The 21,491-nt window shown below is 51.7% G+C and carries 19 protein-coding genes; 6 read left to right on the top strand and 13 right to left on the bottom strand.

The genetic code is table 11. From position 1 onward, the window contains the following. Positions 1 to 166 precede the first annotated feature (166 nt). A complete protein-coding gene (locus E2980_RS10440; protein ID WP_135152126.1) occupies positions 167 to 820 on the top strand; it encodes a DNA-binding response regulator in 654 nt (217 codons plus the stop codon). 517 nt (positions 821 to 1,337) lie between these two features. Here the strand turns inward: E2980_RS10440 and E2980_RS10435 are convergent. From E2980_RS10435 to E2980_RS10420, 3 genes are all read right to left on the bottom strand, one after another. Then, positions 1,338 to 2,363, bottom strand: a complete 1,026-nt coding sequence (locus tag E2980_RS10435; protein WP_240702979.1) for an IS110 family RNA-guided transposase — start codon at positions 2,361 to 2,363, stop codon at positions 1,338 to 1,340. 520 nt (positions 2,364 to 2,883) lie between these two features. Then, positions 2,884 to 4,014: a D-alanine--D-alanine ligase gene (locus tag E2980_RS10425; RefSeq protein WP_135152124.1), complete on the bottom strand. Its 1,131-nt coding sequence runs from the start codon at positions 4,012 to 4,014 to the stop codon at positions 2,884 to 2,886. Positions 4,015 to 4,095: 81 nt separating this feature from the next. After that, positions 4,096 to 5,211 carry an amidase domain-containing protein gene (locus tag E2980_RS10420; protein ID WP_135152214.1) on the bottom strand — a complete coding sequence of 372 codons (1,116 nt, stop codon included), beginning with the start codon at positions 5,209 to 5,211 and terminating at the stop codon, positions 4,096 to 4,098. A gap of 380 nt (positions 5,212 to 5,591) precedes the next feature. Between E2980_RS10420 and acnA the strand changes: the two genes are divergently transcribed. Both acnA and E2980_RS10410 read left to right on the top strand, forming a co-directional pair. After that, positions 5,592 to 8,300, top strand: a complete 2,709-nt coding sequence (gene acnA / locus E2980_RS10415; protein WP_135152123.1) for an aconitate hydratase AcnA — start codon at positions 5,592 to 5,594, stop codon at positions 8,298 to 8,300. 155 nt (positions 8,301 to 8,455) lie between these two features. Further along, positions 8,456 to 9,505 carry a SepM family pheromone-processing serine protease gene (locus E2980_RS10410; RefSeq protein ID WP_135152122.1) on the top strand — a complete coding sequence of 350 codons (1,050 nt, stop codon included), beginning with the start codon at positions 8,456 to 8,458 and terminating at the stop codon, positions 9,503 to 9,505. Here the strand turns inward: E2980_RS10410 and E2980_RS10405 are convergent, their stop codons facing one another. Then, on the bottom strand, positions 9,506 to 10,249 hold the full coding sequence (locus tag E2980_RS10405; RefSeq protein ID WP_135152121.1) for an IclR family transcriptional regulator: 744 nt from the start codon (positions 10,247 to 10,249) through the stop codon (positions 9,506 to 9,508). It lies immediately after the preceding gene. A gap of 220 nt (positions 10,250 to 10,469) precedes the next feature. Between E2980_RS10405 and E2980_RS10400 the strand changes: the two genes are divergently transcribed. Both E2980_RS10400 and E2980_RS10395 read left to right on the top strand, forming a co-directional pair. Beyond that, complete coding sequence (locus E2980_RS10400) at positions 10,470 to 11,504, top strand: alpha/beta hydrolase (RefSeq protein WP_135152120.1); 1,035 nt, start codon at positions 10,470 to 10,472, stop codon at positions 11,502 to 11,504. A gap of 100 nt (positions 11,505 to 11,604) precedes the next feature. Continuing rightward, complete coding sequence (locus E2980_RS10395) at positions 11,605 to 12,840, top strand: Fe-Mn family superoxide dismutase (protein ID WP_135152119.1); 1,236 nt, start codon at positions 11,605 to 11,607, stop codon at positions 12,838 to 12,840. A gap of 283 nt (positions 12,841 to 13,123) precedes the next feature. On the opposite strand, the gene E2980_RS10385 is transcribed toward E2980_RS10395, so the two are convergent. From E2980_RS10385 to E2980_RS10345, 9 genes are all read right to left on the bottom strand, one after another. Further along, positions 13,124 to 13,327 (bottom strand): zinc ribbon domain-containing protein, encoded by a 204-nt coding sequence (locus tag E2980_RS10385; protein WP_135152118.1) that lies wholly within the window; start codon positions 13,325 to 13,327, stop codon positions 13,124 to 13,126. 228 nt (positions 13,328 to 13,555) lie between these two features. Then, a complete protein-coding gene (locus E2980_RS10380) occupies positions 13,556 to 14,629 on the bottom strand; it encodes a Gfo/Idh/MocA family protein (protein WP_135152117.1) in 1,074 nt (357 codons plus the stop codon). Positions 14,630 to 14,799: 170 nt separating this feature from the next. Then, entirely contained in the window at positions 14,800 to 15,393 is a 594-nt protein-coding gene (gene folE / locus E2980_RS10375) for a GTP cyclohydrolase I FolE (protein WP_135152116.1), read from the bottom strand. 20 nt (positions 15,394 to 15,413) lie between these two features. After that, on the bottom strand, positions 15,414 to 15,686 hold the full coding sequence (locus E2980_RS10370) for a YneF family protein (protein WP_135152115.1): 273 nt from the start codon (positions 15,684 to 15,686) through the stop codon (positions 15,414 to 15,416). A 137-nt stretch (positions 15,687 to 15,823) separates the two neighbouring features. Next, positions 15,824 to 16,846, bottom strand: coding sequence for an HD-GYP domain-containing protein (locus E2980_RS10365; protein WP_135152114.1), 1,023 nt, complete (start codon positions 16,844 to 16,846; stop codon positions 15,824 to 15,826). Between the two features lie 133 nt (positions 16,847 to 16,979). Continuing rightward, positions 16,980 to 18,119 carry a tRNA epoxyqueuosine(34) reductase QueG gene (gene queG, locus E2980_RS10360; protein ID WP_135152113.1) on the bottom strand — a complete coding sequence of 380 codons (1,140 nt, stop codon included), beginning with the start codon at positions 18,117 to 18,119 and terminating at the stop codon, positions 16,980 to 16,982. 11 nt (positions 18,120 to 18,130) lie between these two features. Next, complete coding sequence (gene lepB / locus E2980_RS10355) at positions 18,131 to 18,730, bottom strand: signal peptidase I (RefSeq protein ID WP_135152112.1); 600 nt, start codon at positions 18,728 to 18,730, stop codon at positions 18,131 to 18,133. 18 nt (positions 18,731 to 18,748) lie between these two features. Further along, positions 18,749 to 19,309 (bottom strand): DUF402 domain-containing protein, encoded by a 561-nt coding sequence (locus E2980_RS10350; RefSeq protein WP_135152111.1) that lies wholly within the window; start codon positions 19,307 to 19,309, stop codon positions 18,749 to 18,751. Positions 19,310 to 19,407: 98 nt separating this feature from the next. Next, on the bottom strand, positions 19,408 to 19,830 hold the full coding sequence (locus tag E2980_RS10345; protein ID WP_135152110.1) for a GNAT family N-acetyltransferase: 423 nt from the start codon (positions 19,828 to 19,830) through the stop codon (positions 19,408 to 19,410). A 395-nt stretch (positions 19,831 to 20,225) separates the two neighbouring features. Between E2980_RS10345 and E2980_RS10340 the strand changes: the two genes are divergently transcribed. After that, entirely contained in the window at positions 20,226 to 20,837 is a 612-nt protein-coding gene (locus E2980_RS10340) for a superoxide dismutase (RefSeq protein ID WP_135152109.1), read from the top strand. The last annotated feature ends 654 nt before the right edge of the window (positions 20,838 to 21,491 follow it).

The following is a 21,491-nucleotide window of genomic DNA, read 5'->3' as shown; positions in this document are numbered from 1 at the left end:
AAATAGTGACATTCGTTGACGGTTGAACTAAGATATTCACATAGCGAGTTTAGCGAGGCATAGCGATTTAGCTAGACATAGCGAGACATAGCGAGTGAAGCACACCGCCATCGATCCCATTCGGGATTGGGGCGGTTATTTTTATTTTATGGGAGTTGGGTGACGGATGAAGAAGGATTTCGAGAGGGAGTATCGGAGTTGGATGGATAAGCACTTTGCATTAGGCACAGGGGAGCGGCTGCGAAGGCTAAGAACTCGTCACGGATTCGGCGAAAAAAGCTTCCTCGAACGCGTATGGTGGCCGCTCGTCGGAAATTTGGACGATTTATTCCCGGAATACGAGTTCGTGGATGCGGACGGCAGGTATTATTATTTGGATTTCGCGTATTTGCGCTTGCCGAGATTCACCTGCCTGGAGTCGGACGGCTTCGGTCCCCATGCACGCGACGCGGATCGGGATTCTTTCTCCAACGGCTTAGATCGGCAGAACGAAATCGTTCTCTCCCAATGGAACATTCTTAGGTTCTCGACTGACAAGCTGAAGGAAAATCCGCTCGGTTGCCAGAAGCATGTTCGGCGCATGCTCGAGGAATGGTATGGGGAGGATGGCGCGGACGTGAGTAAGTTGTCTGTCTATCAGCGGGAAATCGTGCGATTAGCCACCCGTTCGAGAGTTCCGATTACTCCTGAGATGGTGTGCATTCTTATTGAAAAAAGCGACAGGTTCGCACGAGTTCAGCTACACCAGTTGGTGTCGAAAGGGTTTTTAGAGCATGCTAGTGGAGATAACCGCGTTCGTAGCTATCGACTGAAACGATAGTGGAAGCAACTTACAACTCCAAGCAGCCCCAATAGCGGAACCCCGTTCCGCTGATATGAACGAAACCTGTCAAATCGAAGCGCCTAGTCCTGTTATTTTTCAGCCTAAACTAAGCCTGTCAAGCGACTTTCTTTACAGGCGACTTACCTTCAACACATACTTTCATATAGCTTCCGACGTTCGGCGGAAGCCCGCCATACGGCGAGTAACGGGGTGCAGGGGGCGTGATCCCTGCGTCTCCCCTTTAGGGGACGGAAGGGGGAATCATTTTTTAGCTCGAAGGCAAAAGCAATTCGCCGGTTGGCAATCTGATATTCGTGGGTTCACACACATTTTACATACGTCTGAAGAGCTTACCGCTAACTATTTTCGAGCATGCATTGAGAAATTACTCAAGCGGAACACGCGGGTTGTTCTATTCACCTTGCCTGATTTTGCCTCCGAGATAAGAAATAATTCCTCCCCGAATCGCCTCCTTTTATTGCGTTTTAGTATTCATTACGTTGGAATTCATAGCTTATCCAGCGAGCTTCTGTAGCTGTAACTTCTCCAACTCTTTGGTAATGGCCCATACAAATCCCGCAAGTTCTCTAGCGATGGCAGTTACGATGCACCCTTTATGTTTGCCTTTGTACATCATGCTTTTGTATTTTCTGTTTAGCCGGTTTTGTGCGATCCATGCAATCGCTTGTATTTCAGCGGGAAGACCCGAGATACGCTCGGCCATCTTTCTTCGAATGGCTGGCGAGTAGCGGTAACTCCATGCTGCTTCCACTAACACCCTGCGAAGGTGCGCGTTGCCGGCTTTTGTGATTCTCCCTTGCCACCGACTGTCTCCGGACGAATACTCGCTAGGAACAAGCCCGCAGTAACTCATGAACGAAGTGGAGTACGCAAACCGAGAAATGCTCGCAATCTCAGTAGAAAGTGTCGCAGCGGTAACTAAAGCGACCCCTCGCAAAGCTTGGAGGGCTTGAATGACCGGTGCTTGCGTACTCGTTACAGCCTGCTTTTCGATTTCTTGCTCGTAGCGTTTAATGCGTTCTTTCGTCTCCCAAATGGACTGGCGGTACTCTTGAAACGCCAGACGCTGGCAGTCATCATTAAAGCGCAATGTATCGAGCCATTCCTCATACCTAGAGCTACCTGGCTTTGAGCCCTTAGGATCTGACAGTTGGAGCCGGAGCAGTAGCTTGCCTAACCGCTGTTTATGCCGGTTCAGATCTTCCTTCGCATCTTCGCGAGCGCGAACCAAATCCCGCAGCGCCTCGTCCTCAGGCGTTGGGACATATACGGCCGTCAGTTCGCCGGCACGATACAACTGTGCTAACCTAAGCGCGTCTCGCTTATCTGTTTTCACCCGGTCGCCCGCCTTTTTAGGAATGAGCGACGGAGCGACGACGTTACAGAAGACGCCCAACTCAAGAAGCCAGCGATACAAGACATAACCAGTCGGACCAGCTTCATAACAAACATTGAGCTTTACATCTTCGCGACTCAGTTGTTGCACAAGTTTAGTTACCGCTGCTTTCGAGTGTTCGATGCTCCCCCAATAACGCGCTTCCTGTCTGCCTTCTTCCGCGCAAGCGACTGCAATTTTGATTTAGACACGTCTAAACCCACATATTTTACGGCAATACTCATAATAAACCGACTCCTTATTGTTTATAGCTCTGACTTGGTCTTTGGTGGCTTTACACTCACCATTTTTACCAAGTTAACCTACGAAATAACAATTAGGCTGTCGGTTTCGTTCATTATAACTATTGGGGCTGTTCATGCTCCGGCAGACGAAATAGCGGAACCTCGTTCCGCTATTGGGGCTGTTCATGCTCCGGCAGACGAAATAGCGGAACCCCGTTCCGCTATTGTGGCTGCTCGTGCTCTGGCAGACGAAATAGCGGAACCCCGTTCCGCTATTGGGGCTGTTCGTGCTCCGGCAGACGAAATAGCGGAACCCCGTTCCGCTATTGGGGCTGTTCGTGCTCCGGCAGACGAAATAGCGGAACCCCGTTCCGCTATTGGGGCTGTTCATGCTCCGGCAGACGAAAGCTCATAAAACCCTACTCCCCGCCGCCGTAGTCGATGGATTGGCGTTCGGCGTGGCGCTCGAGGGCGAGCTCGATCAGGGTATCGAGCAGCTCGCGGTAAGAGACGCCGGATTCCTTCCACATAAGCGGATACATGCTATAAGGCGTAAAGCCAGGCAGCGTGTTCACCTCATTGATGAACAGCGCGCCGTCCCTCCGGCGGAGGAAGAAGTCCGCTCGGCACAGTCCCGAGCCGTCGATCGAGCGGAATGCTTGCACAGCCATGGCGCGCACCGATTCCGCTACCTCAGGCGACACTTCCGCGGGAATCACCATCACCGACTTGCCGTCGATATATTTGGCTTTATAGTCGTAAAATTCATTAGAGCTGAGAATTTCGCCCGGCACGGAGGCGCGCGGATCGTCGTTACCTAGCACGCTAACCTCGATCTCGCGAGCATCGACGAACTCCTCGACGATGACCTTGCGGTCATAGCGCAGAGCTTCTTCTACCGCGGCAACCAATTCCTCGCGGTCGCGGGCTTTGGATACGCCAACGCTGGAGCCCAGATTCGCGGGCTTTACGAAGCATGGGTATCCAAGCTCTTCGACGCTGCGAACGCACTTCTCCCGATCCTTTTTCCACTCATAGCGGATAAAGTGACGATAAGCGACCTGCGGCAGCCCCGCATGCGCGAACATCGTTTTCATTGCCACCTTGTCCATCCCGACGGAGGAAGCTAGAACTCCCGCGCCAACGTAGGGTAGTCCTGCCATCTCGAACAGCCCTTGAATCGTGCCGTCTTCCCCAAACGTGCCATGAAGCAGCGGCAGCATGACATCGATGGCTTTACCGTCGTTCACGGCCGATCCTTCCGTTAATACGATCTCCGACATCCCTTGAAGAACGGGCATAAGCGCAGTATCGTTACTCCCCGCTGCCTCTCCCGAATCAGTCGAGAACTGCAACTCCGCGACCGCCGTTGGCGGCGCATTCAGTAAAGCTCCCGATCTCCATTGCCCCTTAGGCGTAATATAGAATGGAATAAGTTCGTATTTTTCGTAGTCAAACGCCTTCAATACGGCCAACGCCGTCTGCAACGACACCTGATGCTCGCCCGAACGCCCGCCGTACACGAGTCCTACTCGTATTTTGTTTCCCATAATGTAATTTACCTCCGGCTTAGTCGACATTTCCGCTCACGAAACTCCATAGGGAATAACTTCACGCAAATTCGGGTATAATCAAAATTCATCGGCAATATGGTAAAAAAAGTACCGGGTTTTCTCCGTCCATGCGTACGAATCCTTGTAATCCCAATACCGATGGCGGCTGCTAACCGTGTTCGCGTTAACGAGCGGCATCCCATCCGGCGTAAATGCGGTTACGATCGTATTATGGCCCACGCGTCCGCTGCCTTCCCAGTCATAGCAGATGACATCTCCGAGTTGAAGCCTATCGGGGCTTCGAACGGGTTCCGCACGAAGTCCGAATGCTCGCGGATTACTCAGATAATGCTGCAGCGAATTCGCTACGGCCCAACTGAAGCTCCACATTTCCTCTTTATTGGAGTAGCCCTTGTACCACCAGCCCGATGGCCTTCTCCCAGTATAATTCATAGGCGCTCCGCCTGCAAAGAGACATTGGGAGACGTAATTCGTGCAATTCACTTCGAAATTCTCGTAATTCGGATTGGGCTCGTTCCACCATCTCTCGGCGTAGGTAACAGCTGACTCCCGCAGGTAGGGAATCCCGCGGAGCGTCCTTCCAAGGCCATTCTCGAAGCCATTCCCGTAGCTGCCGCCGTACCCGTTCTCTAGATCTCCCCCCGACGATCCGGCATACACCTTAGACTTAAAACCATACAGAGCTTGCGGGTTCATATAGGGAGCCGAAGGCTGAGGAGTTTTCCGCTGGCCATCCCAAGGATCTTGAACCTCATCCTCATCCGCGGAGAACGGTTGTGCCGGCATTTCCACCGCCAGAGGCTTAACGGTATCCAACCGCCAGCTCTTCCCCGCGCGCACGAAGCGGATTTTTTCCCGCTCCACCCGCTCTTCTCTCCACGGTTGTTTTCGCTGCTCCATAGAACGAACCAAGTGAATGGATATATCGGCTACAACCTCGCCTCGAACCGCATTAAAGCGTTCGATCCGGGCCCGCATCTCGCTGCGGATTGGCCGAATCGCCCATTTCGCTTCCCTCTGCGCGGTCAACAGGAGTCGCTGAGCAAGCCGATCGCGGTGCTCCCTGTCGGGAATATCGCGCAGCTTACGAGCATCCGTATGCAAGGCCGCTTCATTAATCGTGCTTACATAACCGAATAAGGCTTGTTTCCAATCCGTCTCTTCGCTGGGCATGAGCATTCCTCCCTTAACGGCATCGAGGTTAAACAACGCCGGATTGCGCCACTTCATCCTATGTTTCGAAATTCCATTCCATACCTCCCGGTTAGCCGAATCTTGTAACATGCGCGACGGATGAAAACTCGGGGTAATGCGGCATTCTAATGAAATGAAGATTTACGGAATAGCCATGAATTGGACCCCCATTTCCCTCAAAACGTCTTTACGGAGCACCGACAACGGAGTATACTTAGAGCATAGAGTATTTTTTTGAAATCGCGTTTCACAGAGTGAAACTAGAACTGGTTAGCCATCTCTAATACACTCCATTCAAGAACACGATTCCGATAAAAATACAGTTGAGAATCATGATGCTAATCTAGGAGGCTACACACTTGTCCAAATTTCCTTATCAAGTACAAGAAAACCTGCAGTCATCGGGTCAATCTTACCGTTACTTCCGCCTGCAAGCCTTGGAAGAGCAAGGCCTAGGCCCCGTTTCCAAACTTCCGTTCTCCATTAAAGTACTGCTTGAAGCGGCGATCCGCCAATTCGACGGACGCGCCATCACGGAAGAGCACGTCAAGCAACTGGCTAAATGGACAGAAGGACGCGAAGACAAAGAAATTCCGTTCATCCCTGCTCGTATCGTTCTGCAAGACTTCACGGGCGTTCCCGTCGTTGTCGACCTCGCCGCTATGCGCGAGACGGTTAAACAAGCCGGCGGAGATCCGAAACAAATCAACCCTCTCGTTCCCGTCGATCTCGTTATCGACCACTCCGTCATGGTTGATGCTTTCGGTACGCCAGACGCATTGCAATACAATATGGACGTTGAATTCGAGCGCAACGAAGAACGTTACCGCTTCCTTCGTTGGGCGCAAACGGCATTCAACAACTTCCGTGCCGTTCCTCCGGCAACCGGTATCGTTCACCAAGTTAACCTCGAGTACTTGGCGTCCGTTGCCGCTACGAAATCCAAAGACGGCGTTATCGAAGTATATCCGGATTCCCTCGTCGGAACCGATTCCCACACCACGATGATCAACGGACTTGGCGTAGTCGGTTGGGGCGTTGGCGGTATCGAGGCGGAAGCCGGCATGCTCGGACAACCGCTTTACTTCGTTATGCCTGAAGTCGTCGGATTCAAGCTGACGGGTAAACTTTCCGAGGGCGCGACCGCGACTGACCTTGCATTGACCGTTACCCAAATCCTTCGCAAAAAAGGCGTTGTCGGCAAATTCGTCGAATTCTTCGGCTCCGGCCTTTCCAATATCAGCCTTGCAGACCGTGCTACGGTTGCCAACATGGCACCGGAATACGGCGCGACGATCGGGTTCTTCCCTGTCGATGGCGAAACTTTGAACTACCTGAGACTGACTGGCCGCGCGGAAGACCAAATCGATCTCGTGGAAGCTTATTACAAAGCCCAAGACATGTTCCGTACCGATGAGACTCCGGATCCGGTGTTCACCGAAGTCATGGAACTCGACTTGTCCACTATCGTTCCAAGCTTGGCTGGCCCTAAGCGTCCTCAAGACCGCGTAGAGCTTACGGCTATGAAGCAATCCTTCAACGATATTATCCGTACGCCGATCGACAAAGGCGGCTTCGGCTTGTCCGATTCCCAAATCGAGCAAACGGTCGACGTTAAACATCCGAACGGCGCGAATAGCCGCATCGGCACGGGCGCGGTCGTGATTGCCGCGATCACGAGCTGTACGAACACATCCAACCCGAGCGTTATGATCGGCGCCGGACTTGTCGCCAAGAAAGCCGTAGAACGCGGCTTAAAGAAACCGGCTTACGTGAAAAGCTCCCTGACTCCGGGATCTCTCGTCGTTACCGATTACCTGAACAACGCGGGTCTCCTACCCTACTTGGAGAAACTCGGCTTCTACGTAGCAGGTTATGGATGCGCGACTTGTATCGGTAACTCCGGTCCGTTGCCGGATGAAGTTAGCCTGGCAATCGCCGAGAACGATCTTTCCGTTTCCGCGGTTCTATCCGGTAACCGTAACTTCGAAGGCCGCGTGCACGCGCAGGTGAAAGCCAACTACCTAGCTTCGCCGCCGCTCGTTGTCGCTTATGCATTAGCAGGTACGGTTAATATCGACCTCGTTAACGATCCGATCGGATTCGACGATAAGAATCAGCCGGTATACCTGAAGGACATCTGGCCAACGAACGAAGAAATTCAACAAGCCGTCCATGCTTCCTTGACGCCGGATATGTTCCGCGCCAAGTACGAGAACGTGTTTACGCAGAACGAGCAATGGAACCAAATCCCGGTACCGAAAGGCGAGCTGTACGAGTGGGACGATAAATCCACATATATCGCCAATCCTCCGTTCTTCACGGATCTTGCTCCGCAACCGGGCGATATTTCCGACGTTAAGAACGCACGCGTGCTGGCTTTGCTGGACGATTCCGTAACAACGGACCATATCTCCCCTGCCGGTAACATCAAAGCCGACAGCCCTGCGGGTAAATATTTGCTCGAGCATGGCGTAGATAAGAAAGATTTCAACTCTTACGGTTCCCGCCGCGGCCATCACGAAGTTATGATGAGAGGCACGTTCGCAAACATCCGTATCCGGAACCAAGTGGCTCCCGGAACGGAAGGCGGCGTAACGACTTACCTGCCGACCGACGAAGTGATGTCCATCTACGACGCTTCGATGAAATATCAAAAGAACAATACGAACCTAATCGTTATCGCGGGTAAAGAGTACGGCACCGGAAGCTCCCGCGACTGGGCGGCCAAAGGTACGTTCCTGCTAGGCGTTAAAGCCGTCATCGCGGAAAGCTTCGAGCGGATTCACCGCTCCAACCTCGTCGGCATGGGCGTTCTTCCGTTGCAATTCCCAACAGGCCAAGGTTGGAAAACGCTCGGAATAACCGGACGCGAAACGTTCGAAATCAGCGGAATGTCCAACGACGTTACGCCTGGTCAGACCGTTACCGTAACCGCGAAACGCGAAGACGGAACAACGTTCGAATTCCAAGCGATCGCGCGTTTGGATTCGATGGTCGACGTAGATTACTACCGGAACAGCGGTATCCTGCAAACCGTGCTTCGTCAGATGATCGCCGCACAATAATTTTCAAACTAAGAAAGCTCTTAAACCCATCATCCGAGGATGATGGGTTTTTCGAAATTCAATGCTTATCGTGCTTTTGTTTCCGAGAGGTCACATAAGTTATAATAGTCCCACAAACCCTTTGCCGCTGGCAGCATAATTGGAGGCGAGCCCGGATGGCTTCAACGAACAGACTTGGGATACGCCGTTACCGGACGGCCCTCCTCATCGGATTTCTTTTCCTGCTATTCTTATTCGCTTACTTAAAACCTTGGCCCTATATGTTGTATGGACCAGGCTCCGCCGAGTCCGTTCACCCCCGCGTGGAGACCGGACACAAGCTCGACGAAAAAGGCGCGTTATTGTTTACGACCGTTTCAACCTATTCGAATCCGAATATTTTCTCCATTATCTATGCACGGTTGAACCCGCGCATGGAGGTCAAATCGCAGGAAGAGGCGACTGGCGGCGTGACGAACATTAAGGCTTACCGCAACTTGTTATCCTGGATGCGGGACAGTTCGGAAGCCAATGCCCTAATGGCCGCGTATAAAGTCATGAACAAGCCCATCGACGTGAAACAGGAGGGCGTTATCGTTTACGCGCTGTTGCCCGAATCGAAGGCGCGCGAGAACGGCTTGCAGGAAGGCGATATCATTACCCATGCGGACGGCAAAGAAACCAAAACGGTCAAAGAGCTTTCCGGGTACCTCTCAGGGAAAAAACCGGGGGATAAAGTAACCGTATCGGGAACGAGAGGCGAAGAGAAATTCGAAGCGACCGTGCCTCTTATCAAAATGAATCCCGGCAACCGAACCGGAATCGGTTTCCAGAACGATACCGTCCTGAAGGTAACTCCGTCGGACCCCGTTAAGTTCGACTTCGCGGACACGGGCGGACCGTCGGCGGGATTGATGATGACGCTGGAGATCGTGGCGCAGCTGACCGGGGAGGACCTGACGAGAGGCTTTAGGATCGCGGGTACAGGCACGATCAGCGCGGATGGTACCGTCGGCCTGATCGGCGGAATCAACTACAAGCTCATGGCGGCGGACAGGGAGAATGCCGACTATTTTCTAGTCCCCTACAATGAGAAAAATAAAGCGAACTGGACCTTGGCCGAAAAGACGGTGAAGGACCTGAAATTATCGCCTAAGCTCGTGAAGGTATCCACGCTGCAGGAGGCGCTCGATTTTCTGAAGGGGTTAGCGCCGAAGAAGACTTGACTACCCCAATATCGTGCCCATTCGGTGAGCCGCTTCTATAATCGCGGGAGCATGCTCGTGCATCCGGTCAGGGGTCAGACGGTTCGATGGACCGGATACCGATAAAGCTGCTACCATCTTGCCCGAACGGTTGAAGATCGGCGCGGAGACCGCCGCGGCGCCCGGCTCCCTCTCCTCGAAACTGGTCGCGTAACCCGCCGCTAAGATATCGTCGAGTTGTTTCCCGAACGCTTCTCGGTCCAATTGAGTTGGCCATGCGGTATCCGACATGACGATTCCGCGGACTGCCGGTTCGGCGAAGGCGAGCAGCACCTTGCTCGAAGCTCCTACGGAAAGGGGAAGACGCGCGCCGACCGTAGCGACGCGGCGAATCGCCTGCGTGCTCTGCACCGCTTGGATTCTAACGCGTTCCGTGCGGTCTCTCACGTATAGGCTGACCGTCTCGCTTAACTGATCCCTGAGTTTCTCCATCTCCGGGAGAAGAACGACGGAGGGATCGTCCGAGCGCGATAGATTCGCCGACAATTCCAAAACGCTTAAGCCCAGCCTATATTTATCGGTTGCGGCATCTCGTGTAACGAAGCCCCTGTCCTCTAACGTAGCCAGCAGCCGATGCACGGTGCTCTTATGGAGACCGACGCGGCCCGCTATTTCCGTTAAGCCCCATTCATGACCGGATGCGAAGCACAAGAGCACGTCCAATGCCCTCTCGACCGCGCGTACGGTTCTTTTTTCCTCTTCCATATCGTTCCCCTCCTCGTACCGTTACGTTTCACTCTGTGAAACCCTGTTACGCCTAGTATAACCCAAACACCGATTCTCGTAAATGTTGGAAGCGCTTTATTACAATTTGATTACGCGCGATTTACAAGTCGCTCCAGCTTATTGACGCTGTAGGTCTTGCGTTCTACGATAATATTACTAGAGTCCCCCGAGTGCTCCCGATAAAGCGAGGCGATCCCTGATGACAACGATGTCGACGCCCCTTCCACTAGCCGGATCAGGATCGGTTATTCCGACTCCCGCCCTATCCTCCGAACGCAGTTCGATTCGAAAGTTAAGCCGGATTGTACTACACTCGCTTTTTGTCGTATCTTGTCTACTTGTCCTTCTGTTCCTCGCTTTTCACGCTTACGTCGCTTGGGCACTTTCTCACCCGGTAGTGATCACCCTAGGCTCGAATCCAATGCTAGCCAAGAACTTAATCTATTCAGAGGTTACCTTCGCGAGCGCCGATGAACGATCAACGGTCGAAGGCTGGTGGATTCCCGCGGATCAAAGCCGTCGTACGATCATCCTTAGCCATGGCTACGGGGCAAATCGCGAGGAATCCTGGGTACCGATGTACGATCTTGCCGATCTGCTGCACGGATTGAAATATAATGTCTTGATGTTCGACTACGGTTTTGCGAGCAAATCCCATGCAACTCCCGCAACCGGCGGATTGATAGAGTCTAAACAGCTTCTCGGAGCGATAAACTACGCGCGTCAACAAGGAAGCGTCGAGCTCATCGTCTGGGGCTTCTCCATGGGAGCCGGGACCGCTTTGCAAGCCGGATTGCAGGGCGCTCCCGTCGATGCGATGATTTTAGACAGCACCTTTATCCCCGACGAAGATACTATCTATCATAATATGCGCAATTACGTCGATCTTCCGAAATATCCGTCCGTATCGCTTATCCGTTGGTTTTTCCCGCTCGTGAGCGGAACCCGTTTAGAGCAAATCCCGTCCGCGCAGGTTCAGGAAAAAGCATACGATTTCCCGATCCTCCTCATTCACGGCACCGCAGATGACAAAGCGCCCGTATATCTTTCCGAGAATGTCGCGAAAGCCCAAACGAACTTGCTCTCCCAACTGTGGATCGTTCCGGATGCCATTCATGAAATGATTTACCGAACTCATACCGATGAATACGTGCAACGTACGACTTCTTTTCTTGAACACGTGCATACGAGAGTATTGGCCAAAATTCAAACGGGCGAACCCGCTCAGGTATAATCTATAGTTCTGCAGTTCTGATACAACCCTCCTCTCGCATACGCTTGGTACGAAGGTTACTTCGGCCAAGAGCGATACAAGTAATCAGAGGAGGTTTTTTATGCAGTCCGTATACGGCAATATCGTCCCCTTGCGCTTGTTGGAGGAAATCGTGTATTGGAAAACGCAAGAACAGGAACACGCGGTCGTGGCACGCTCTCTTATTCCGGAATTCGAGCCTCATTACGTGCAATTGCTGTCGGATTGGGAAAATGTTTTCGCGAGGACGGCGCAGTTCGCGCAGGAAACCAAAGAAGCTGCCCAAGAGGACTCGGCTCAGGTCGGACCGGTCGAATGGGCGGCTCTCTTCCCTCGGCTGTTAGAGGACTCCCTGAACCAATCGAGGGAGTATGCCCGCCAGTTGCAGCTATTGCCCGAGCATAGCGGTGCGATTTCCCGGATGAGCGATTCTTCCGTGGCTCTGGCTTACCTGAATCGGCAGCCGGAATATTTCAATAGCGTGATGGAACGGTTGGAGAGATCGGGAGCCATCAACTGGGGGCGGCCGTTAAGTTCGGAAGACGACAGCCCGGAAGGCTATGGCGGTCCGGAACCCGCTGATGGCGATCTGAGCTTGCGGCCGAACGGCAACGATCAAGCTAATCGTCCGGATGGTACGTGGTCAGGCCAGTTGGGCGACATCGGGCATGCCCCGCCTTCCGCTTGGAATCCCGTACCGATCGGCGGGCACAAGCTCCCCCCGCTCCCTTATCCTTATAGGGCTTTGGAGCCATACATCGATGAGAAAACGATGCGGATCCACCATGACAAGCATCATCAAAGCTATGTGGACGGGTTAAATAAGGCGGAGAAAAAGCTTGAGGAAGCAAGGCGTACCGGCGACTTCGACTTGGTGAAGCACTGGGAGAGGGAGCTCGCCTTCCACGGTGCAGGTCATTACCTTCACACGCTATTCTGGGACACGATGTCGCCAAAGGGCGGTGGCAAACCGAAAGGCGCCCTGCTCGAAGAAATAAACCGCAGCTTCGGGAGCTACGACGCCTTTAAAAAACAGTTTACCGAAGCCGCCAATAACGTGGAGGGCGGAGGATGGGCCATACTCGTATGGAGTCCTCGCAGCCACCGGTTGGAAATCCTGACAGCCGAGAAACATCAGAATCTGTCGCAATGGGATGTCGTCCCTCTGCTGCCGCTCGATGTCTGGGAGCACGCCTATTACCTCAAGCATCAGAACGAGCGTCCCGCCTATACGCGCGACTGGTGGAACGTCGTGAACTGGCCCTACGTCGAGGATAGGTATGCAAGGGCAAAAACCTTGCAGTGGGTCCCTTATTGAGGGTATTCAAGGCACTATTTTGGCCTTCGGGCAAGCAAAAAACTTATTTAAGTTGCTTGGGCAATTAAATAATCAAAAAGAGGCTGTCTCACAAGTAGAAATTTCACTTGAGCGACAGCCTTTTTCACTGCATGCCTTCTCATACGACGTATCTCGCTACTGGACGCCATATGCTCGAGCTGAATATTACAAGGCCTACGATTCTGAAGGTAGCAACCTCGAGCGGGCACGACGATTCCTTGTCCGTTAATTGAAAAAGGAGCAGCCTAAGCTGCCCCCTCACTTATATTTCAATTATCATAAAAAGCGCAATTATTACAATGCCTAATGCTGCTATAGCAATGGATAGGACAACTTTCCTTGATTTTTTATTTTCAACCTGGGGTATTTCATCCTCAGATCGAGTTGTTGGAAGACCACAATATTTGCAAAATAGAACACCATCATCGAATTTCTCATTACATTTTGAACAAAATTTCGCCGCCATTTCACATCACCCGCAATCTTATGGATTTTGTAAAAAAAGCACTTTATATTTATATGTTTGAACACAACGAAAAATGCAGGCTTATCTCCTTGTGTTACGGATGAATTCTTCATGGTAGTAGCAACTATTCCGGCACCAAGTTCGTCCCGATCTAAAAAAAAATTAAGAAACTGCTCAAAAGTTTTCACTTTTGAGACAGCCCCTTAATCTCACTAATCAATTTCTATCTTACAGGCTCCAATCGAGCTTCACTTCGCCGCCGTTACGGGAAGATTCGTAGATCGCGTCGATGATCAAGTTGCTGCGCAAGCCCGTCTCCGCGGAAGTCCAAGGCGTCTTGCCCGTGCGGACGCATTCCAGGAAATGACGGCTTAAGCGAACGCGTGCGCCTTCATCTTCAGTTGGCGATGTCAATGGAACGTCAACCGTCTGGTCGAAGCGCTCGGTCAAGAATTTCCCTTCGTTGCCGCGAAGCACGGCGCCGCCGTCCGAACCCATCAGATGCAGGAATGGGGAACTGTCCGTATCCATGTGAACCGCCCAACTGACTTCGAGCGTTAGCGATGTCCCGTTGTCCATCTTGATGATCGCGGTCGCAAGGTCCTCCACGTCGTAAACTCCGTTCCAATCGGGCTTGCCCCAAGATCCGATCCCTTTTTTCCGAGGACCGAACTCCGCGTATGTGGAACCGTAGACGGATACCGGCTTCGGCTCGCCCATCAGGAAGAACGCAAGATCGAGCATATGAACGCCGATATCGATAAGCGGTCCTCCACCGGATTGACCGTGCTGGGTAAACCAAGTTCCCCAACCCGGAATACCCTTACGGCGGTACCAACCGGTCTTAGCCGTATAGATGTTGCCGAGCTCTCCACGATCGATTTGTTCTTTCACTTGCAGGGAAAGCGGCTCCCAACGCATTTGATGCGCAACCATGACAGTTTTGCCCGTGCGCTTCTGAGCCCTAACGATTTCTTTGGCTGCTTCGGAGTTGAGTCCCATCGGCTTCTCGACCAGAACATGTTTTCCATGCTCGAGAGCGAGAATAGTCAACGGAGCGTGAGCTTGATTCGGTACCGCGACGATAACGGCATCCACGTCTTCCCGGCGAATAAGCTCCTCCGGAGACGGGGATACGGCCGGAATGCCGTATTGTTGCGCTCTCTGCTCCGCTAGCGGAAGAAAAGTATCCGTTACCGCAACGAATTCGCATTCGTCTTTCAGCTTGCCGAATTCCTGTAGATGTACGTTACCGATATTGCCTGCACCGATGAGGCCGATGCGAATTTTCTTGTTACTCATAAGTTTCCCGATTCCTCCATTGATCCTGTATGATTTAAGCGTCTCTCCCTATCATAATCCACTGACCCTTCCAACTGTCATGCCCATTTTAGCTTACTTTGTATGGTCTTTTGCAAAAAACGCCCGCGAATGAACGCAGGCGTTTAACGTAAAGAACTCTTTTTCTACCTTTACCGCTTAAGCAGCTCCAGAAACTCCGAACGAAGCGCGGCGCTTTGACGGAATTGTCCCCTGACCGCGGACGTAACCGTCTTGCTTCCCGGTTTCTTAACGCCGCGCGAGCACATGCACATATGCTCGCCTTCCACGACGACCATGACTCCGTGCGGTTGGAGGACTTCCTCCAGGATATCCGCGATCTGCGAAGTAATCCGTTCCTGTACCTGCAACCGCCTGGATACCGCCTCGACTAGACGCGCAAGCTTGCTTAATCCCGCGATCTTGCCGCTTGGGATGTATCCGATATGCGCCATGCCGAAGAACGGCGCCATATGGTGTTCGCATTGGCTGTAATAGACGATATCCTTGACGATAACAAGCTCTTCGTGCCGTTCGTCGAAGGTCACGCCGAGAACGTCCCTTGGATCAACCGCATAACCCGCGAAAATCTCTTCGTACATCCGCGTGACGCGAGCCGGCGTCTCGAGCAGACCTTCGCGCTCGACATTCTCGCCGATGAGCTTCAATATTTCCCGAACATGAAACTCAACCTGCTCGCGATTATTGCTGACTTGCGAATTGGAGTAATCTTTGGCTCCTGCCACTGTAATAATCCCCCTCTACCCTATCTACGAAACTTAGGATTGTTTCTGTTGTTCGGGTTAGCGCCTTGCTTCGGGGCCGCTCCACCGCCCTGGTTTTGGTTTTTCATCATTTGCTGCGCTTTCGCCAGCTGTTGGCTGTTCATGTTATAGCCCATTTGCTTAGCCATCTTCTGAAGCATTTCCGGATTGTTCTGCATTTTCGTCATTTGGGAGCGCAGGTAGTACACCCCGACGATAAAACCAACGATTAAACCGACGATTAACGTCAGAATCGGAATGATATAGGACCACATAATCAAAACGCCTCCACAATGTCTCATAATAAAACCCTGCTAACGCCACGATGCGTCTGAGCAGGGCTGTCGTACTATGATAGCATGGTCGAACTACGGGGCGCAAACGTAAAACCCGATAACGGGCTAAGATTCCTCTACGATAAAACGGACTCTATGAAAATGGTCGGATGCTGGGCCAAATCGATCTCGCGATAGCTTACCGCCTCATCGTCTTCCTTGTCGATAACCCTAATAATCGGCCTTCCGGGAAGCCCCCTATGTTGTCCTACGACTACTCCGGTCTGGCGATTGGTCAACTTAACGGAAATCCCGTTCGGATAGATCGATACGATTCGCATGAAATGAACGAGCACTTCGTGATCGAGCAGCGTGCCCGACATCGCATTCAACCTTTCGCAGGCTTCATGCGGCAATAACGGCATTCCATCGACCGAGTTGTAAATCATATTGTCGTACACATTGGCAACGGCGGTTATTTTCGCATAGATGTGTATATCTTCCCCAGCCAATCCGCGCGGTACGCCTGTTCCGTTGATAGTCTCGTGATGCTGAAAGGCCACGTGCGCGATGAGCAAGCTATATTCACGCTTGTTCTTCAATAGATCGAATCCGCGCCATGCATGGTGCATGCGCCCTTCTTGCACCTCCGGCGCGCCAAGCTTGCCAATATCATGAAGCAAGGCCCCGATTGCCAATTCTTTAAGCTGAATCATATTTAATCCCATGTTCAGCCCAAGCAACGAAGATATCATGCATACGTTCATCGCATGGAGGAACATCGCGTTGTCGGCCGTGCGGATATCCGAAAGATGAATGAGGATGTTCTGGTTCTTCAACACGTCATCCAGCAGATCGTCGATGGTTTGTCCGATGGCCTTCGAGCTAAAAGATTTACCGGACCGCAGAGATCCGAACATCTCCGACATCTGGTGGATGACCGCTCTTTTCGTATCTTCAGAAAGCATTTCATCATGTGAAATATCGCGGTACATCGGATTATCGATATAGATCGTCGTAACGCCGATCCGCTTCAAGGTGCTGATCATATACACGGTCAATTGAACTCCCGTGGATAGCAGAACCGTCCCGTTAGAGGAGAAGATCGTTTTTCCTAATATTTGCCCCGGTTCGACCGTCTCGATATCGACTAATTTCATCTTGTATCTCTCCTACTTTTTCGCAGAGTTATATCTTGGATGCCTAGAACTATATTTCGGCAAAAAAGACGCAAAAGTGAATGCGCGAAGGTTGAAATCGTCTCATTTCCTCGGAAATAATCAGTTAAGCCTCCTAAAGGGATAACGCCCTTGCTATGGACGATAAAACTTCGTCATCCTTCTCGCTTGATTGCGCGTCGCGCAAATGTTCGACCGCTTCCGGAGAACCTATTCTCCCGAGCGCCCAAGCAGCCGTTGCCCGAAGTACGGGGCGGGGATCGTTGCGCAGCACTGCCGCCACATCCGGCACGGACTCCGCATCGCGGAAGTTGCCGAGCGCGATGAGCGCATTGCGCTGAATTGGCTTCCGACCGCGCCACGCCGCGGAACTCGAACCGAATTTCTCGCGAAATTCGCGGTTCCCCATCGTTAGCAATGGTCTGAGCAGCGGTTTGGCAACCTCCGGATCGGGAAGCAGCTCCGTATGATGCCTCGTATCGATCTTCCGATTAACGGGACAGACGATTTGACAAGTATCGCAACCGTATAAGCGGTTGCCAATCTTCGCCATCATCTCATCTTCCACGATTCCCTTGGTTTGGGTTACGAAAGAGATGCACTTTTGAGCGTTTAGTTGGCCGGGACCGACCAGCGCGCCGGTTGGACAAGCATCGATGCAAAGCGTGCAATCCCCGCAACCATCCAGCAACGCCTGATCCGGCGGCAGCGGCAGATTCGTGATCATCTCTCCTAAATACACCCATGAACCCCATTCCGGCGTCAGAGTGGAGCAATTCTTCCCGCTCCACCCAATACCGGCACGCTCCGCGACGGCCCGATCGGACAGCGCGCCCGTGTCGACCATCGACATCAGCTTCGCTTCCGGTACCCGCTCCATGATCCACTCGGCAAGCTTCGTTAACCGTCGGCGCAACGCCTGATGATAATCCTCGCCCCAAGCCGATCTCGACAGGATTCCCCGGCGCTTGCCTGGCTCCGATACGGGTGCTCCCTTCATCTTGGAAGGATAAGCGACGGCAATCGCGATAATCGAACGCGCTTCCGGCATTATCAAGGCCGGTTCCGTCCGTAAATCCAAGTCGGGCTCTTCGAACCCTGATTCATGCCCGAGCTCGCGATGGCGAACGAGCTGTTCCTTCAGTTCCAGGAAAGGATCCGCCGTCGTTACTCTAAGCTTATCGATTCCAAGTTCCGGCGCCGCGGCGATCATCTCTTCCTTCAACTGCTTCCAGAAAGCGGTATCCTTCCGCATGGTTAGGCTATTCACAGCTTAGTCCAACGGCTGATCGGCCAGATGATCATGTCCGCCCTGCCTTTAATCCTATCCTCGGGCACTTCTTTGAACGCGCGGCTGTCTTTGCTCGCGCTTTGATGGCGGTTATCCCCCAATACGAAATAATGCCCGGGGCTTACCGTCGTCGGACCGAAGTCACCGTCTTCTATTTTCACGTCCGTATAGGACTCTACTTTTAATTCTCCGTTGATGTATAGCTCGCCTTTTCGGATCTCCAGCTTGTCTCCGGGCATTCCTACGATCCGCTTCACGAGATATTCCTTGCGGTCGGGACCCTTGCTCGGATCCTTAAGGATTACGACGTCTCCTCGTTCCAAGCTTCCGAACTCCATCACGATCTTGTTTATGAACAACCATTCGTTCTCGTGCAGCGTCGGTTCCATCGATATCTTCTTTACAGTGGAAAGCTGAAAAACGAAAGCCCTAAGCAGCAGCACGATGATTACGGCCACGATAAGCGCTTTAGACCAATCCCACAGTTCCTTGCGCCATCCGCTCATACCTGGCTTCGGCGCCGGGGACGAATTCCTTCTTCTGCCGGAAGCCGTCTGCTCCGCTTGTTGTCTCATGGCGATTCGCTCTCTCCTTCAGCGTTCGGCTGTTTTTTTCCACTGTTCGTAATAATGATAAACCTCGGCATCGCCGAAGGGGAAGTCCTTATTTGTTATCTTATCCAGAAGCTCTTGCAGTCCCGATTCGACTTGATTCTCGACGGCCTCTCCATAGCGGTATTCCTCTTTATGAAGCAGAAATTCGTCCCGATCAAGCTCATGCACGGCTCCGCCGGGCATAACCACGACGTCCAAGTCGTAATCGATATAAGTGAGGACGTTCCCGTAACGATAGGGAGGCGATGCCAAGTTGCAATAATACCGGATTCCCTTGTCTTCAATAAGAGCAACGACATTATACCATCGCTCCGGCATGAAGAAGGACACGGCGGGAACTCTGCTGACCCATTCTTTGCCGTCGGCTTCCACGATCGTCGTGTGATCGTTCAATACGACCCAAACCGCCTGCGCGGCATGCCGAGGATGAAGAAGGTCATCCGGCACTCGCCAGTTTTCAAGCCATACCCGGTGCAATGAACCATCATGTTTAAAGCTTTTGATGACGTACTTCCGATATGGACCATCCGCTCTGCTCATGATGGCATGCCCTCCCGATATTATAAGAAAAGCATATCTCTCCGCCAAAAGCAATGGCGCAAAAGATATGCTTCCAAAAAGAGCAGTCCGCTATCGAATTAACCAGCTACGATCGAGAGCGGCTGCGTTAACCGAACGAAATCGACAGGCTTTAAACCGAGCGAATCGTAAAATGGCCGCAAAAGTTCATTATGCTTGTCCCCTGCAATAAGCACCTTCAGCACGTTGCGCTGACGAAACCGATTGTTCATGTGGGACACGAGCGCTCGTCCGACGCCTTGGCGCCTGAATTCCTTCCGGACGGCTACGCGGTAAACATAACCCTTTTGCTGATCTATCGTTCCAATTAGAACCCCCGCGATGTTGCCCGCTATTTCCGCAACAAGCACCAACTCGCTGTCCCAAGACAATTGACGGGCAAAAGCACCCATCGTCTCTTCGCAGCATTCTTCCGACAATACTTCTTCCAGAAGCTCTGCAACCGACCTGTAGTCTGACAATTGGAAAGAACGAATCTGCATGCTGTAGAATTCCCCCGGGCATAAAGTTTTACATCCAGATAACAGTCTCTTAATTCTACGACAATTTAGCGAAAATTCTAGTTCTTTTCTAAAAAAAATATAAATATTTTCGTATAAACGCTAGAAAAAAGGATGAAAACGCTTTAAAATAGGCGATTGCTGGGGATTAGTTAGAGTTAACGAGATTAATTAGCGATTTTCGAATCAATTCGGGAGTTAATTGAACCTAAATTGGAAACGATAAAGAAGTTGTCGATGTTTGAACAATGTCGTAAGTACCCGACTTTTGACTTTTTATACATCTATGTTGATTTACTCTTACAGATAAGGGATAATAATAAACGTGAGCAACAAAAAGCTACATATAGAACATCAATATTAGGAGGTTTTCACCCATGGCACACGAATTGCCGGCACTACCGTACGCAACAGACGCATTGGAACCGAACATCGATACCGCAACGATGGAAATCCATCACGGTCGTCACCACAACGCTTACGTGACTAACCTGAACAACGCTTTGAAATCCGCTCCCGAGTTGGAAAGCAAAAGCGTGGAAAACCTGATCGCCGACCTGAACGCTGTTCCGGAAAGCATCCGTACTGCCGTTCGCAACAACGGCGGCGGACATGCAAACCACTCTCTGTTCTGGAAAACGATCAGTCCAAGCGGCGGCGGACAACCGTCCGGCGCATTGGCGGCGGCGATCGACAGCGAGCTTGGCGGATTCGACAAGTTCAAAGAAACTTTCGCTGCTGCGGGCGCGACTCGCTTTGGCTCCGGCTGGGCTTGGCTTGCTCTTACGAAAGACGGCAAACTGAAAGTATACAGCTTGCCTAACCAAGACAGCCCGATCATGGAAGGCGAAACTCCCCTTCTTGGCCTAGACGTATGGGAGCACGCTTACTACTTGAAATACCAAAACAAACGCCCTGATTATATCGCTGCTTTCTGGAACGTCGTCGACTGGAACGCAGTCGGCGCGATCTACAACGCTTCGAAATAAAAACCGGTTCCAAGTATAAACGGCTTTCGCCGTACTTTGTCGGCGTATACGTTTATATCGGAGCAATCAGATGAGTATAAGTAGCTCGAAAACTTATACTTTCTGATTGTCCAAGAAAAACCGCTCCATTCCCGGAAAGCTCGGGGAACGGAGCGGTTTTTTTACGTTTGTTGAGGATAGCAATTATAGCAATTCACTATTTAATGCCGCTCATTTTGATGCCTTCAACCAAGTACTTTTGCGTGATGAAGAAACGGATAAAGGTTGGTATCGGCGCCTGCCAGCACGACGTTCCAAGCGTTCCAGTTAGCCAGGAAAAACCAGATCGTAAGCGGAACGATGACCGGAACGGACAAGGCAAACACGATTCGGAAAACAATAACATGAATTCAAGAGTAATTATGTGATTTAGCGGGAGGGGAGGTTGCGGGATAGATTGATGATCAGTTTTCGCAAACTCGTGACTTCAGTCGTGAGTTAGAAAACTTCGGATAGGGCGTGGCTTTTGCCATGTTAACTATCGCATATGTTTAGGAAACGGATACAAACAAAAACAACACTTCAATGCGAACATGTGTGCTAAAATAGATGTATATGCCAAAACGAAAGGAGACCGTGTTCGTCATGCTGCATCATAAAGCCTACAAATTCCGC

Origin of the sequence: Cohnella luojiensis, assembly GCF_004564235.1 — a bacterium.
Classification (GTDB): domain Bacteria; phylum Bacillota; class Bacilli; order Paenibacillales; family Paenibacillaceae; genus Cohnella; species Cohnella luojiensis.
This window is presented reverse-complemented; position numbering and strand designations above follow the sequence as displayed.

Bases quoted from the DNA above. Each gene is read 5' to 3' on its own strand.
- E2980_RS10395 (WP_135152119.1), top strand. From the start codon at position 11,605: ATGCAGTCCGTATACGGCAATATCGTCCCCTTGCGCTTGTTGGAGGAA.
- queG (WP_135152113.1), bottom strand. From the start codon at position 18,119: ATGCGGAAGGATACCGCTTTCTGGAAGCAGTTGAAGGAAGAGATGATC.
- E2980_RS10420 (WP_135152214.1), bottom strand. From the start codon at position 5,211: ATGCCCAGCGAAGAGACGGATTGGAAACAAGCCTTATTCGGTTATGTA.
- E2980_RS10340 (WP_135152109.1), top strand. From the start codon at position 20,226: ATGGCACACGAATTGCCGGCACTACCGTACGCAACAGACGCATTGGAA.
- E2980_RS10370 (WP_135152115.1), bottom strand. From the start codon at position 15,686: ATGTGGTCCTATATCATTCCGATTCTGACGTTAATCGTCGGTTTAATC.
- lepB (WP_135152112.1), bottom strand. From the start codon at position 18,730: ATGAGACAACAAGCGGAGCAGACGGCTTCCGGCAGAAGAAGGAATTCG.
- E2980_RS10410 (WP_135152122.1), top strand. From the start codon at position 8,456: ATGGCTTCAACGAACAGACTTGGGATACGCCGTTACCGGACGGCCCTC.
- E2980_RS10405 (WP_135152121.1), bottom strand. From the start codon at position 10,249: ATGGAAGAGGAAAAAAGAACCGTACGCGCGGTCGAGAGGGCATTGGAC.
- E2980_RS10400 (WP_135152120.1), top strand. From the start codon at position 10,470: ATGACAACGATGTCGACGCCCCTTCCACTAGCCGGATCAGGATCGGTT.
- E2980_RS10345 (WP_135152110.1), bottom strand. From the start codon at position 19,830: ATGCAGATTCGTTCTTTCCAATTGTCAGACTACAGGTCGGTTGCAGAG.
- E2980_RS10350 (WP_135152111.1), bottom strand. From the start codon at position 19,309: ATGAGCAGAGCGGATGGTCCATATCGGAAGTACGTCATCAAAAGCTTT.
- E2980_RS10425 (WP_135152124.1), bottom strand. From the start codon at position 4,014: ATGGGAAACAAAATACGAGTAGGACTCGTGTACGGCGGGCGTTCGGGC.
- E2980_RS10440 (WP_135152126.1), top strand. From the start codon at position 167: ATGAAGAAGGATTTCGAGAGGGAGTATCGGAGTTGGATGGATAAGCAC.
- E2980_RS10365 (WP_135152114.1), bottom strand. From the start codon at position 16,846: ATGAAATTAGTCGATATCGAGACGGTCGAACCGGGGCAAATATTAGGA.
- E2980_RS10385 (WP_135152118.1), bottom strand. From the start codon at position 13,327: ATGGCGGCGAAATTTTGTTCAAAATGTAATGAGAAATTCGATGATGGT.
- E2980_RS10380 (WP_135152117.1), bottom strand. From the start codon at position 14,629: ATGAGTAACAAGAAAATTCGCATCGGCCTCATCGGTGCAGGCAATATC.